Annotated in this window: 13 protein-coding genes; 11 read left to right on the top strand and 2 right to left on the bottom strand. The window is 37.3% G+C overall.

Translation table 11 applies throughout. The annotated features are described in order from the left end of the window. The first annotated feature begins 14 nt into the window (after positions 1 to 14). The 5 genes from BMY85_RS10860 (at position 15) to BMY85_RS10880 (ending at position 4,975) form a co-directional block, all read left to right on the top strand. Positions 15 to 1,097 carry an ABC transporter permease gene (locus BMY85_RS10860; protein ID WP_092478299.1) on the top strand — a complete coding sequence of 361 codons (1,083 nt, stop codon included), beginning with the start codon at positions 15 to 17 and terminating at the stop codon, positions 1,095 to 1,097. Beyond that, complete coding sequence (locus tag BMY85_RS10865) at positions 1,084 to 2,226, top strand: ABC transporter permease (protein ID WP_092478300.1); 1,143 nt, start codon at positions 1,084 to 1,086, stop codon at positions 2,224 to 2,226. The genes BMY85_RS10860 and BMY85_RS10865 overlap by 14 nt, the downstream gene beginning before the upstream one ends. A 58-nt stretch (positions 2,227 to 2,284) precedes the next feature. Continuing rightward, complete coding sequence (locus BMY85_RS10870) at positions 2,285 to 3,733, top strand: putative DNA modification/repair radical SAM protein (protein WP_092478301.1); 1,449 nt, start codon at positions 2,285 to 2,287, stop codon at positions 3,731 to 3,733. Positions 3,734 to 3,742: 9 nt separating this feature from the next. Then, complete coding sequence (locus BMY85_RS10875) at positions 3,743 to 4,525, top strand: TIGR03915 family putative DNA repair protein (RefSeq protein ID WP_092478302.1); 783 nt, start codon at positions 3,743 to 3,745, stop codon at positions 4,523 to 4,525. Between the two features lie 78 nt (positions 4,526 to 4,603). After that, positions 4,604 to 4,975, top strand: coding sequence for a hypothetical protein (locus BMY85_RS10880; protein WP_092478303.1), 372 nt, complete (start codon positions 4,604 to 4,606; stop codon positions 4,973 to 4,975). A 208-nt stretch (positions 4,976 to 5,183) separates the two neighbouring features. On the opposite strand, the gene BMY85_RS10885 is transcribed toward BMY85_RS10880, so the two are convergent. Both BMY85_RS10885 and BMY85_RS10890 read right to left on the bottom strand, forming a co-directional pair. Further along, complete coding sequence (locus BMY85_RS10885; RefSeq protein WP_092478304.1) at positions 5,184 to 6,137, bottom strand: GNAT family N-acetyltransferase; 954 nt, start codon at positions 6,135 to 6,137, stop codon at positions 5,184 to 5,186. A 65-nt stretch (positions 6,138 to 6,202) separates the two neighbouring features. Further along, the gene (locus tag BMY85_RS10890) at positions 6,203 to 6,634 is read right to left on the bottom strand and encodes a putative ABC transporter permease (protein ID WP_330387270.1); all 432 of its coding nucleotides are present in this window, start codon (positions 6,632 to 6,634) and stop codon (positions 6,203 to 6,205) included. A 124-nt stretch (positions 6,635 to 6,758) separates the two neighbouring features. On the opposite strand from BMY85_RS10890, the gene BMY85_RS10895 reads away from it, so the two are divergent. The 6 genes from BMY85_RS10895 to BMY85_RS10920 all read left to right on the top strand — a co-directional run bounded on the left by BMY85_RS10895 (position 6,759) and on the right by BMY85_RS10920 (position 13,454). After that, the gene (locus BMY85_RS10895; protein WP_092478305.1) at positions 6,759 to 7,265 is read left to right on the top strand and encodes a dihydrofolate reductase; all 507 of its coding nucleotides are present in this window, start codon (positions 6,759 to 6,761) and stop codon (positions 7,263 to 7,265) included. 160 nt (positions 7,266 to 7,425) lie between these two features. Beyond that, the gene (locus BMY85_RS10900) at positions 7,426 to 8,496 is read left to right on the top strand and encodes a branched-chain amino acid aminotransferase (protein ID WP_092478333.1); all 1,071 of its coding nucleotides are present in this window, start codon (positions 7,426 to 7,428) and stop codon (positions 8,494 to 8,496) included. A gap of 65 nt (positions 8,497 to 8,561) precedes the next feature. Further along, a complete protein-coding gene (locus tag BMY85_RS10905) occupies positions 8,562 to 9,152 on the top strand; it encodes a DUF1653 domain-containing protein (RefSeq protein WP_092478306.1) in 591 nt (196 codons plus the stop codon). Between the two features lie 79 nt (positions 9,153 to 9,231). Then, entirely contained in the window at positions 9,232 to 10,053 is an 822-nt protein-coding gene (locus tag BMY85_RS10910) for a polysaccharide deacetylase family protein (RefSeq protein WP_092478307.1), read from the top strand. Between the two features lie 858 nt (positions 10,054 to 10,911). Next, complete coding sequence (locus BMY85_RS16285; RefSeq protein ID WP_242939730.1) at positions 10,912 to 12,168, top strand: peptidoglycan-binding protein; 1,257 nt, start codon at positions 10,912 to 10,914, stop codon at positions 12,166 to 12,168. A gap of 239 nt (positions 12,169 to 12,407) precedes the next feature. After that, a complete protein-coding gene (locus BMY85_RS10920; RefSeq protein ID WP_143066368.1) occupies positions 12,408 to 13,454 on the top strand; it encodes a hypothetical protein in 1,047 nt (348 codons plus the stop codon). The last annotated feature ends 9 nt before the right edge of the window (positions 13,455 to 13,463 follow it).

Raw genomic sequence — 13,463 nt, forward strand, 5'->3', positions numbered from 1 at the left:
AGGAGGAGAACAAAGTGCTTTTCTTAGATAGAGATCTTCTTAGATACAGGCTAAAAAGCCTATTGGCTGATTATACCTGCTGTTTTTGGACTTTTATGTTTCCGTTTATTCTGGCAGTGGTATTCTGTATTATGATTCCAAAGACGCATTATCAGAATTTTCAGCCAATTCAGGTTGTTATTGTAAAGGAAGGAAAAAGGGAAAATATAGATATGTATCGTGTGCTTAGTTTAGAAAAAACAAGTTCAGGAGAGGCGTTGTTTCATGTCAGTTACTGTTCACAGGTAATGGCGAAAGAAAAACTTGATAAACATGAAATAGATGCCTATATAGAAAAATCCAAAGTAGTTTGTGCAAAGAATAATTCAAAGGGGATATGTGTAAAAGTTTATGTGGAGTGGTGTAAACAGACGAAACAGAATGCTGATTTGGATATGCAGATGAGATACATAAGTTCTGATTGTGTAGAGAGAACATTTGACAGAAATGAATCCTATTTTCTTACATTACTTGCTTTAGCGGCATTTACAGCTATTCATTGGGGAATACGGACAACCTATGATTTAGAGGGGAATTTATCCAGTCTTGCCGCTCATTTGCTGGTGATGCCAGTGTCTAAGCGCAGGCTTGGAAGATATAATTTTTATGCAGTGATGCTGATACAGTTTTTTCAGGGAATTGTGTTAGATGCTATGTTAATTTTAGGAAGAGGAATGAAAATTATTCCGGTTCTTCCGTATTTTTTCTTGATTCAAATGGTAACGAGCATGACTGGGTTCTGGGGTGGAAGAATTTTGTGCTGTATTTTGAAGGGAGATTTGCATGATAAGCAGAGAATTGCAGAAGGAATTTCGTTTTTGTCAGGATTTTTAAGTGGCATCATGTTTTATAAAATGCGTTATGCGATAGAAACTGCTGCACCATTTTTTAGCTGGATTAATCCAGTCAGCATTGCGTCAGATGCGCTATTTTACCTGTATTACGTAAAAGATAAAAGATATTATACAGAGGATTTGCTGGTTCTGTTTGGAATAGCTGTGATTTTAAATTTAATCGGACTTCATCTGACAAGGAGGGATTCCTATGAATGTCTGTAAATTGACATTAAAGCTTATTATGCAGAAAAGGAAAATTATCATGATAGGAAGTGCTGTTTTTTTAGTCCTTGTATTGCTGGTAGATAAAAACCTATATAAAGAGGAAGATAAGATACCTGTTCTTTTAATTAATAGTGATGAGGATACGCCACTTACCAAGCATTTTAAAACTTATATGGAGGAATATGTGAAATTTTGCAAAACGTCTATTTCTGACGAGAGCCAGCTGATGGAAGCTTTATTTTATGATGGAATAACGTGTGAGATACAGATACCGCCACAGTTTACTTCAAATTATATGAAGGGAAAGACAGGAGATATCGTAAGACTCCAGCTAAATGAAAATGAAGATTCGGTTCTTGTGGATTCTCTAATTAGCAGATATTTGCAATTACTTGGTCAAAGCAGCAGAGAAGGTGGAAATTTACAGGATAGGCTTGCCAAAGTTGATAGTGCTCTGAAACAGGATGTGCAGAGAGTCCTTGAAAAAAAGGAAAACACAGACAGGGAAAAATTTGTGGTATATGTAAATTATATGCTATATGCTATTTTGCTTATTATATTTGTCTGGACGGTGTTTGTATTAGATAATTTAAAAAAAGATGGAATACATAAACATAATCAGCTGATTGTAGATAATCCAGACTCTATTTACCGGAAGGCCATAGGGGTGTGTATCGTTATGGCAATGGGGCTGGCACTTGTTATGTTAGGAGTAGGCTGTCTGATTAAAAAGATTTCTTTTGACGAACCTGCATTTATTATGATTGTAATAAATGTAATAAACTTTGTTATTTTCTGTGTAGCATTGTCAGCTCTTATTGGACTGAGTTTAAAATCTATAAAATATATTGATGTTTTGGCACAAATGCTTGTATTAGGAGTCTCTTTTATAAGTGGAGTTTTTGTCAGGCAGGATATGCTGCCAGTACAGCTGCAGACATTTATGAAATACTGCCCTACATTTCTTTATGTGAAAGTTAATAACGAATGGAGCAAGTTAGAGGAGATTGATTTACATGCCATTCGAAGTTTTGTAGCAGATGAAGGGATGTGTCTTTGCATATCATTAACTTTTATTCTGATTGCATTAACAATTGGGGAAAAGAAAGTAAAAATGGATTTGTAACCTTGAAAGAATATATGTTCTGTGTTAATATAGAACATATATTCGAATGAGGTGTAATATGATTATTCAAAATGATTTGAGTTTAACAGATAAACTGGAGATTCTTTCAGATGCAGCCAAATACGATGTGGCCTGTACATCTAGTGGAGTGAACCGGAAAGGAAGGGCAGATAGCATAGGCAATACCGTTTCACGGGGAATATGCCACTGTTTTTCAGCAGATGGAAGATGTATTTCCTTATTAAAAATTCTATTTACCAATGAGTGTATCTTTGACTGCAAGTATTGTGTGAACCGTTCGAGCAGGGATGTGGTCAGAACTGGTTTTACTCCGGAAGAAATTGCAGAGCTGACGATAGAGTTTTATCGAAGGAATTATATTGAAGGGTTATTCTTAAGTTCTGGAATCATGAAAAGTCCAGACTATACGATGGAGCAGATCATACAAGCGATTTCCCTTTTGCGGAACCAGCATCATTTTAATGGATATATTCATGTGAAAGCCATACCAGGCGCAAGTGCACATTTAATTGAGGAACTTGGACACTTAGCAGATAGAATGAGTATTAATCTGGAGTTGCCTACAGCAGATGGACTGAGAGCTTTGGCACCGCATAAAAACAGAAAAAACATCTTAACTCCTATGCGGCAGATACAATTGGGGATTCATGACAACAAGTATCAGTACCATGATAGGAAGGCGCTTTCGGCAAAGACGGATTCTCTTTTGCTGGAAAGTTCATCTTTAAAAGAGGAAAAGCTTTATGAAACGGGTTTTTCATTAATGGGAACCTCCAAACAGAATACCCTGCCATCTAGGAAAAGAAGCATGAAATCCAAGTTTGTGCCAGCAGGCCAAAGCACACAGATGATAATTGGTGCTACCAAAGAGACGGATTATGAGATTTTAAATGTTGTGGATAGTTTGTACAAAAAATTTGAATTAAAGCGAGTATTCTACTCAGCATTTGTGAATACCACCTATGATTCCGATCTTCCGGTTTTACAGGACGGACCACCGCTTCTAAGAGAACACCGTCTATATCAGGCAGACTGGCTGTTACGATTCTATGGTTTTCAGGCTAGCGAACTGCTTACAAAAGAGAAACCTAATTTTAATATGCTGCTGGATCCAAAATGCAACTGGGCAATGAATCATTTAGAAGAGTTTCCCTTAGAAGTAAATCGTGCATCGTATTCTCAGCTGCTTCGGGTTCCAGGCATAGGAGTAAAGTCGGCCCAGAGAATCGTACAGGCAAGAAAGCATGCTGCCCTTGATTTTGCAGACCTGAAAAAGATAGGGGTAGTTTTAAAAAGAGCCTTGTATTTTATTACCTGTAAAGGAAAAATGATGTATCCAGTTAAGATAGAAGAAGATTATATACTGAGCCATATGCTGAATGTTTCGGAAAAACTTCCACCAGGCATTGGAGGAAGCGGGTTATATCAGCAGATTTCTTTGTTTGACAGCATGGATTTTCGAAAGGCAAATCAGAATATTGGGTAGGTTGAAGCTATGAAAGAAAAACACATATATATATGTGAGAATTCTACAACAGGTATATTTACTGGGATTTATGATGCATGGGCTTCAAAGTACGGGCATGAAAACAACCGCATTTTAGTAGAAGAGCCAGAGAATTATGAATTTTTTACGAAATTCATATATGTACAGCCGGATTTAGAGAAAGCCGAGAAAGTGAAACGGTCCATTATACAGAAAATATCCAAAGAAGCTTATATGACTGTATACAATGGAAGCATTTCAAAAGATAAGGAAAAGGCAGATGTTATTTACCGTTTTCTAATACTGGGATTTGCTATGGGAAAGGGTGTTCTGGAACATATAACTAATCCGATGGTAAGCAAGCTTCTTAAGATGGATTTGAATGTTAAAAATGAGTATTTTCATTATGAGGGATTTCTGCGGTTTGTGAAAATGGGAAACAACATTTTATTTGGCCGTTTTAGGCCTGAAAATGATATTGCATTTACGGTAGCAGAACATTTTGCAGACAGGCTGCAAGGGGAAAACTGGATTATATATGATGAAGGGCGAAAGAAGGCCGCAGTGCATCAGGCACATGGCCAGTGGTTTGCTGTAGAACAGTATGAACTTGATTTGGATAAAGATGGGAATCAGTTAGAAGAGGAGGATGAATTCCTTAGTTTGTGGAAATGTTTTGTAGACAGCATTGCAATTAAAGAGAGAACGAACAAAAAGCTGCAGTTAAATATGCTGCCGAACCGATATCGTGAGTTTATGCCAGAGACAGAATATAAAATAAATAAAAAATGAGAGATTTTGTATATTAATTTTTTTTCGAGACATACTAACCCCGTAAAATGAATTTATGCATTATAGGAGGCGTATTGTATGAGAAAAAAAATATGTTTAGCAGCTGCAGTATGTTGCTTAGGATTAATGTCTGTTACAGCATGTTCTAACAATAATAGTACAGATGATGGCACAAAGACAGAAGATAACAATGGAACAGGCACTACAGAGGATGGTGCAGCAACAGATTCTGATAACGATGGCGTAACAGATGCAGTAGATGATGCAGGTGATGCTATTGAAGATGCTGCTGATGATGTAGGAGATGCAGTAGATGATGCTGTAAATGATGTGACAGGTGATGGATCTGCAAACGGTAATGCTGCAGGAACTACAAATAATGCTGCTGGAACAACAGATGGAACGGCAGCAGATAATGCTACAGCAACGGAAACTCCAGCAAATAAATAATGGATCCATACTAGAAAAGCTGCCATAGAAAAGTGACAGCTTTTTTTATTTGATAGGTAAGGAAGATAGTCGCTAAAAGACAGCGACAGCTAAAAGACAGCGACAGCTAAAAAACAGCGACACCCATCTGGTGCGGCAAAGTCTGAGTTCCTTCGCGACTGGAATGGGTTTTGATTTTAAAGAAATCTCTTTACACTACATTTGACATCTACTGGCGATATCGTGAATAGACTTCCTGAACAGGGCGCTTTATCGCATTTCGTAAGGCAGATTTGGCAGCATTTACACGTTTTTGTTCACTTTCGTATAGGGACAGAAAGTCTTTTATGTTATCTAAAACATAATAATGACAATCGAAGCCAAGATGTTTGACTTCTTCCTTAGGTTTCATTCCTAAATTCATTGCTGTCCGAATAGAGGCTAAGTTATTTTTTGCAATAATAGCAAGGATTCGGTTTTCTTCTAAATGAGTTACTACAAAATGATAGATAGCTAAGATGGCTTCTGTTGCATATCCTTTCTGCTGGTATTCAGGGGAAATAAAATAAGCAAGTTCCAGATAAGTATGGCCATTATAATCGGTATTCTGTATTCCAGCCTGTCCTATTAACGTGCCATCTTTTTTAAATACTCCCCAAAGACCGTAATCAAAGAATTCGTATTGACAGGTTATATAATGCTTATGTTTCTTAAGTTCTTCTTCTAAAGAACTTAGTTTAGGAAGAAAACGGGTTATTGCTTCTTTCTGGCGAATAGCATAAAGCTTAGGAAAGTCGGCTAGGGAAAGTTCTTGTAAATAAAAACGTTTTGATGTGCATATGGTTAATGGAAGGTGATGGGCACGTTTCCACTGGTTTTCCAGATATTCACAAGTTAAAGCTTCTAATCTGTCATAATAGCATACAGGTTTCCACTGAGAATCAGAAAGAGTATTTTCCCACTTTTCGATATAAGGAATACGCTGCTTAATAGCAAACTGAATGCCTTGTGCGGTTTCTGCAACAATTAAAGTGGATTCTGGTGAAAATGCTGTTTCCGGCAAAGATTCCGGATTCCATAGTGATTGTATTTCAAGCATCTCTAAATTATTAAGGAGCTGACAGATAATATTATTTACCGTTTGTTCTGAAAAAAATAGAATCGTTTTTAGTTCCATGCTCATAAACCTTTCTACATTATTGTCAGATATATTATAACAAAAGAGAGCAGAAAAGAAAAACAGACATCTTATGGAAGGACGTCTGTTTTTGTGTTATTTCGGTTCAGTATTTTTTCATAAAGCAATCCTACTACAAACCAGATGGGTATATAATCAAAGCGAATCACACCATCAAAGTCGAATTTAGATTTGCTGTAATCCCAAGGACACGCTCCAAATTTTTTCAGAAGTTCTCCTGTTACCAATTCAGTGATAAGGATTAATAAAGAGTACACACCTCCTCGCAAAAGAGTGCATTGAGATTTGATTTTTTTACTGATTGGGTAAATAAAAGCGGCCATTCCATAGATAGGGAACATCCAAAGGGAGGTATGGCAGGTTAATTTCCGGTCAAAATTTTTACCAATTAGACTTCCAAGACCTGTCCAGAGACATTCCAAGCACCATCCTATGACACCGCAAAAGAGGAATTTAACAAACATTTTGTGTTTCATGAACATAGTATTTGTTCTGCATGGTTTTTCATACCTCTAAAGCAATACCTATTATATCCAGTGCAAACAGCTTTACATAGGTCAGCTAAGATTGTATAATACATGAAAAAAGTGGTGACGGAGGATGCACATGAAATTAATCGCTGCAGTAGATAGTAACTGGGGAATTGGTTTGAATAATCAGCTGCTTGTGAATATTCCATCAGATAAAAGATATTTTAAAGCATTGACAGAACATCAGGTAGTTGTTATGGGAAGAAAAACATATGAGAGTCTGCCAGGAAAAAGAGCTCTTGAAAACCGTGTAAATATTATTTTGACAAAAGCTATGGAGTTTCAGGCGAAAGGATTTCTGGCTGCCCATTCCTTAGAAGAACTGTTTGGAATGCTTAGGCAGTTTCAAGAAAAAGAAGTGTTTGTTATTGGGGGACAAACAGTATATGAACAGCTTCATCCATACTGTGAGGAAGCGTATATAACCAAAATAGAGTATGCATATCATGCAGATCGGTTCTGCCCAAATCTTGATCAGCAAAAAGGCTGGACTAGGATTGGCATATCAGAAGAAGAAACCTATTATGATTTAGAATATTATTTTTGTAAATATAAAAACCATAAATTCTTAAGGATATCATAAATTATGGCAAAAATACTTGAAAAAAATATGTATGGAGTTTATCATATAAAAAAATGACTACTACATTTTAAGCGAAACTAGTGATAAACCCAATTGAAAAATGTTAGGTGACGTTAGCTTGGATGGATTAGCCGTGGGAAAAAGAGAAAGGATGATATCAATGTTAAATATCAGAATTGAAAAAACACAGAACCCAAAGCCAATTCCAGGAGAAGATAATCCATTAAAATTTGGTACTATTTTTACAGATCATATGTTTATTATGAACTATGAAACAGGCAAGGGTTGGCATGATCCTAGAATCGTAGAATATCAGCCAATAGTGCTGGAACCTTCAGCGATGGTATTCCATTATGGACAGGAAATGTTTGAAGGATTAAAAGCTTATCGTACAGACGAAGGAAATGTATTATTGTTCCGCCCAGATAAAAATGCAGAGAGAGCAATGAATACAAATCGCCGTATCTGTATCCCTGAAATTCCTGCAGAGGATTTTGTTCAGGCAGTAAAAGAGCTCGTAGCAGTAGACAACGCATGGATTCCTACAAGACCAGGGACATCCTTATACATCAGGCCATTTATAATTGCGACAGATCCTTTCTTAGGGGTTCGTCCATCCGACACATATCAGTTTATTGTTATTTGCAGCCCAGTAGGTGCATATTATCCAGAGGGATTAAATCCTGTTAAGATCTGGATTGAAGACGATTATGTCAGAGCTGTAAAAGGTGGAATTGGTGAAGCTAAAACAGGTGGTAACTATGTTGCTTCCCTAGCTGCACAGGTAAAAGCCCATGACGAAGGATATTCACAAGTGTTATGGCTTGATGGAGTAGAAAGAAAATATATTGAAGAAGTAGGAGCTATGAATATTTTCTTCAAGATTAACGGTACTGTGGTTACTCCTAAATTAAATGGAAGTATTTTGCCAGGTGTAACAAGAAATTCGGTAATTGAATTATGTAAACATTGGGGCTTGCCAGTAGAGGAAAGAAAAGTTTCCGTAGATGAATTAGTAGAAGCTGCAAAAACTGGTGCTTTAGAAGAGTGCTGGGGAAGTGGTACAGCAGCAGTAATTTCACCAGTAGGCCACTTAAGATTTGAAGATAATGTAATGCAGATCAAAGATGGCGGAATTGGTGAGGTAAGCCAGAAATTATATGATACAATCACAGGAATCCAGTTAGGAAAAGTCAAAGACGAATTTGGCTGGACTGTACAAGTAAAATAATTTAAACATAGAATAACAGGGCTGCCCAGATTGAGGCAGCCTTTGCTAAAGAGGAAGGTGTAACAATGGAAACAAGACAGATTCCAAAACCAGGTGAATTTTATAGACATTTTAAAATGAAATACTACCAGATTATTGCAGTAGCAACACATTCGGAGACAAGGGAACAAATGGTGGTATATCAGGCATTATATGAGGATTTTGGAATATACGTTCGTCCACTTGACATGTTCCTTTCCGAAACCGATCATGACAAATATCCAGATGTGGCACAAAAATACCGGTTTGAAAGGGTAAATAAGCCGTGTGCTGCAGCAGAATCCCTTGAACGTACGGAGCCAGAACATCCAGCAGCCAGTCAAGAGCCAGAACAGAAGGCATCAGCCCAAATGGATGACATAGAGGTGAAAGAAGAGAGAACAAGCAAGGAACGGGAACAAGTGATGGATCTTGAAGTGGAGAGATTTCTTGATGCAGACACATACAAGGCAAAGCTGGATATTCTGATGTCTCTAAGAAATGATATTACAGATAAGCAGCTTCATGATATGGCAGCCGTTTTGGATGTGATAATGGAAGACGGAACCGTTGACGATAAGTTCCTGAGTTTAGTGAACTGTCTTAGAACTATGGCTCGTTTTGAAGTGAATCGTTAAAGATTGATTGATAGTAAGAATGAAAATAAGAAAATACTGCATATAATGAATTTGATAGAAGGAGTACGAAGGTGACTTCATGTCAAAAAAATTAGTTGTTGCAGTATTTTTTGTTTTGGCATTATTCATTTGCTATCGAGTGGAACAGAAGGTTTATGAAACAAAGACTTATTCTTATTATAAGAAACTTGATGCACAAAACGGTGGAATTACAGAAGTTGGTTCAGAACAAGTCTTAGAAAAGGAAGCGGCCAGTGAAAATTTAATTGTAAATCAAAAGAAAAAAGTGGCTTATCTTACTTTTGATGATGGTCCATCAGAAATTACAAAAGATGTATTGAAAATTCTGGAAGAAAAAGGGGTAAATGCTACGTTTTTTCTTATTGGAAATCAGATTACAGAAGATACTATTCCAATCGTAAAACAGTCTATAAAAGATGGAAACTGTATCGGAATTCATACTTACTGCCATGAATGCAAAGTGATTTATCGTAGTACAGATGCGTATTTAGAGGACTTCAAAAAGGCTTATGACACCATCAAAGAAAAACTTCAAATTGAACCGAAGATTTTCCGTTTTCCATGGGGAAGTGCCAATAAGTTTCTGGCAGATATTGAAGAAGAGGTAATCCAAAAGCTTGAGTCGGAAGGTTTTGAATACTTTGACTGGAATGTCAGTGCCGAAGATTCTGTGGGAAGGCCATCGTCTTATACTATTATGAACAATATTCGAAGAGATTATAAAAAGTATAATAAACCAGTAATTCTAATGCATGATTCGTCCATTAATAAATTATCTGCACAGACACTGCCACAAGTAATAGAGGAATTAAAACAGGCTGGCTATACATTCGATACACTAGATCACATGGATACTCCGTATCAGTACCCAAGAGATTAGAAAAGAGATTAGAAAATAGAAGAAAAACTTACTTGTCCATATGTAGCAATTTTATTTTTATTTTCATATAGTATAGCAATAGACTTTTTTAGGAAAGAGGAATATATGAGCAGGAGAGTTGTTGTAAGATCGTCAGCTAGTGGAAAGAGAAATAATAGGTCTAGAAATCCCCAGACAGAAAATCAGCAATCAGGCAATCAGCCAATACAAAATCAAGTAATGGAGAGTTCGGAAACAGTTGTTGGGCAAAATGGGGCTAGACAGTCCAGTGTTGAGGAGCAGAAAACTTCGGAGAATGCAAAAGGAGGAAGCTTGAATGTTTCAGTAAAGCAAAGTGAAAATTCACAAACCAGCAGTTTACCCAGCAGTTCCAGTATAATTCAATCTGAGCCTAAGCGAATCGTCACGGGAAAAATGCGAGTGCAGGTAAGAGAAATGGAGAATTTCCAGCCAATTGATGATGCAAGTGTCACTATATATAAGAATGGAGAAGCCGAAACAGTGATTCGAGAGGTGAAAACCAATGAAAGCGGCCGAACTCCAGTTGTGGAACTGGCAGCAGCCAATGTGCCTGATTCTAATGCATTTTATAAAATTCGAGTGAGTGCCGAGGGATATCAAGATGCAGAATTAAGCCAGATTGTTATAGAACCAAATGAGATTGTTGCTGAAAATATTTATCTGAGTCCTGCATTATATAGTCAGGAAGAGGTTAAGGCAATGGAAACTGCTCCTCCAGTTACGGTAGGTGCTGTCCCAGTTTCGGATGATGCGATCAACGAAGCAATCAATAACAGCATAGTAAGTGATGATGAAATTAACAATAATGCAGCTGTCAGTAATGGTTCAGAAAATGTTTTGTTTCAAGAGCCAGACCTGCCATCTGGGATAGGCAGGCTTCGTGTGGATATAACAAGTATTTTGCGTGCAGCTCCTGTTATTGGGGTGACAGTCCGTGTGTATAACAGTGGGCAGACAGGGACACCTCTTCAAGAAGTCACAACCGATGTTATTGGCCGGACTCCTGTTATGGAACTGCCAGCTCCCAATATTGATTACAGTCTTGCTCCATCGGCAGAGCAGCCTTATGCAAATTATGATCTGTATATAGAGGTTCCTGGTTATGAAAGTGTAGAGATTAATAATATAGAGATTTTGCCAGATGTGCTGGCAATCCAGAATATCAGTCTGATACCATTAGAGGATGTGCAGGGAGAATCAGCAGAACTATTTGTGATTCCTCCACACACATTATATGGGGATTATCCTCCCAAAATTGCAGAAGCTGAGATAAAACCAGTTGGGCAGTCAGGAGAAATCGTGCTGTCAAAGGTAGTAATTCCAGAATATGTAGTGGTTCATGATGGACCGCCATCGGATCGTTCCGCAGCCAATTACTATGTAAAATACCGGGACTATGTAAAGAATGTTGCTTCAAGTGAAATATATGCTACATGGCCTGAGGCAACAATTATTGCCAATGTTTTGTGTATTCAGTCATTTGTATTGAATAGGGTGTATACGGAATGGTACCGTAACAAAGGGTATCAGTTTACCATTACCAATTCAACAGCATTTGACCAGAAATATATAGCTGGAAGAAATATATTTGATACGATTTCCGAAATTGTTGATCAGATATTTGCGAATTATATTTCAAGACCGAATATAGAACAGCCATTGTTTACGCAGTTTTGTGATGGAAGAAGAGTATCCTGCCCTAGATGGCTGTCCCAATGGGGCTCAAAAGCACTAGGAGATCAGGGCTATACAGCAATAGATATTCTTCGTAACTATTATGGAAATGATGTGTATATAGCAACAGCAGAGGAAGTATCTGGCGTACCTTCGTCATGGCCTGGGACAGAACTGGCCATTGGTTCTAGAGGAGATAAAGTACGTCAGATGCAAAGACAGCTTAATGTGATTTCACAAGGATATCCACTGATTCCTAAAATTGCACAGGATGGTATCTATGGACCAAAAACAGCAGAAGCTGTGCGCGTGTTCCAGCAGGTATTTAGTCTGCCACAAACTGGAGTAGTGGATTTTGCAACATGGTATAAAATCTCTGAAATTTATGTTGGAGTCAGCAGGATAGCGGAACTTAATTAATATAAGTATTGCATGGAAAGGTGGCTTGGCTGCCTTTCTGTGAGGAAAGAAAAGGGTGAATTATGTTAGGATATGCAAGAAGAACACTAGATAAGAAAGTACAGATGAAACCCAAACAAGAGGAAACTTCTAAAGACAATGAGGTGAAAAAAAACAGTGGGGGAAAAAGTACATTTGAATATCTGCAAATGAATCCGCCTGTTCAGTTGCAGAAAAAGAATAAGGGACAAGGCGGTAAAGTGATTAAAGTAGATCATACGGAGCTTAATGGAGATCAGATACAGAATTTGAAGAGGATGCTTATAAATGATTTAACAGCTAATACTCTATTAATTCGTATTGTACAAGTTATGTTAGGGAAAAATGAGGAAAAGAAGGGTGTTACAGAAGATGATGCGAAAGAAGCAATCATTGATCAGGCGGAGTGCGAATTTGCTGGTTTGACTGAAGGAAAATATTATTCCTACCACGCATTTGTGGACGAGGCTTGCTACAGGATAATAAATGCCAAAAAAGGGTCTGGTAAAAAGGGGGGGAATACACCAGGAGGAAGAGAGAATAGTGAAATATATTTGGACTTCAAGGAAAATATGCAAGCTGTATATGGTGACAAAACCTTGCATCATATACAGCCCCTTGAAGAGCGTAAGGAAAAGTATGACCCCGCAAACTCATCTGGGATGACTATAGGCGAATATGAATGGGCTAAAGATAATTTAGTTCTTGGACCTTTAAATACAGATAGAATTTACGATCCTGGAAGTTATTTAGATATAGAAGCAGAGGATATTAAAAAGGAGTTTACAAAGAAGCCTGAACATCAGATTCTTGACGTTAAGAAAACCGATAGTAATGCTTTAATTAGTGAAGAGACTAAGGAGCACCATATGAAGACAAAAATGTTACAGATGTTGTATGAAAAATGTATTGATCACTTTAGAAGTTCTAGTAAACAAGTATATAAAAGTACGAAAGAAAGGTTAAGTGCTATTATTAATTTGCTTCTCAAAGTAATTCCTCGAATTGAAGTGATAGAAACGGAGCATAAAGAGTGTTTAGATGATTTGAAGACATGCCAAAAAAATATAGTTGGTATTTCAAACACAGGAAAATATGACACACTTGGTGAGGCCTTAAAAAACTTGGCGAATGCGCTGCTGAATTATGGTAGAAAACTTGACTGGAAAGAAATGAAGGAAAAAGGTTTGGTTGAAGGTGATTATGTTGAGAATACTGCTTTTAGATTTGATGTTATTGATAAATATAAGTCAAGAGAAAGTAAATGATAAGAAAAC

This window comes from [Clostridium] polysaccharolyticum (assembly GCF_900111595.1).
Lineage (GTDB): Bacteria > Bacillota > Clostridia > Lachnospirales > Lachnospiraceae > Clostridium_AI > Clostridium_AI polysaccharolyticum.

Bases quoted from the DNA above. Each gene is read 5' to 3' on its own strand.
- BMY85_RS10865 (WP_092478300.1), top strand. From the start codon at position 1,084: ATGAATGTCTGTAAATTGACATTAAAGCTTATTATGCAGAAAAGGAAA.
- BMY85_RS10870 (WP_092478301.1), top strand. From the start codon at position 2,285: ATGATTATTCAAAATGATTTGAGTTTAACAGATAAACTGGAGATTCTT.
- BMY85_RS10875 (WP_092478302.1), top strand. From the start codon at position 3,743: ATGAAAGAAAAACACATATATATATGTGAGAATTCTACAACAGGTATA.
- BMY85_RS10880 (WP_092478303.1), top strand. From the start codon at position 4,604: ATGAGAAAAAAAATATGTTTAGCAGCTGCAGTATGTTGCTTAGGATTA.
- BMY85_RS10885 (WP_092478304.1), bottom strand. From the start codon at position 6,137: ATGAGCATGGAACTAAAAACGATTCTATTTTTTTCAGAACAAACGGTA.
- BMY85_RS10890 (WP_330387270.1), bottom strand. From the start codon at position 6,634: ATGTTCATGAAACACAAAATGTTTGTTAAATTCCTCTTTTGCGGTGTC.
- BMY85_RS10895 (WP_092478305.1), top strand. From the start codon at position 6,759: ATGAAATTAATCGCTGCAGTAGATAGTAACTGGGGAATTGGTTTGAAT.
- BMY85_RS10900 (WP_092478333.1), top strand. From the start codon at position 7,426: ATGTTAAATATCAGAATTGAAAAAACACAGAACCCAAAGCCAATTCCA.
- BMY85_RS10905 (WP_092478306.1), top strand. From the start codon at position 8,562: ATGGAAACAAGACAGATTCCAAAACCAGGTGAATTTTATAGACATTTT.
- BMY85_RS10910 (WP_092478307.1), top strand. From the start codon at position 9,232: ATGTCAAAAAAATTAGTTGTTGCAGTATTTTTTGTTTTGGCATTATTC.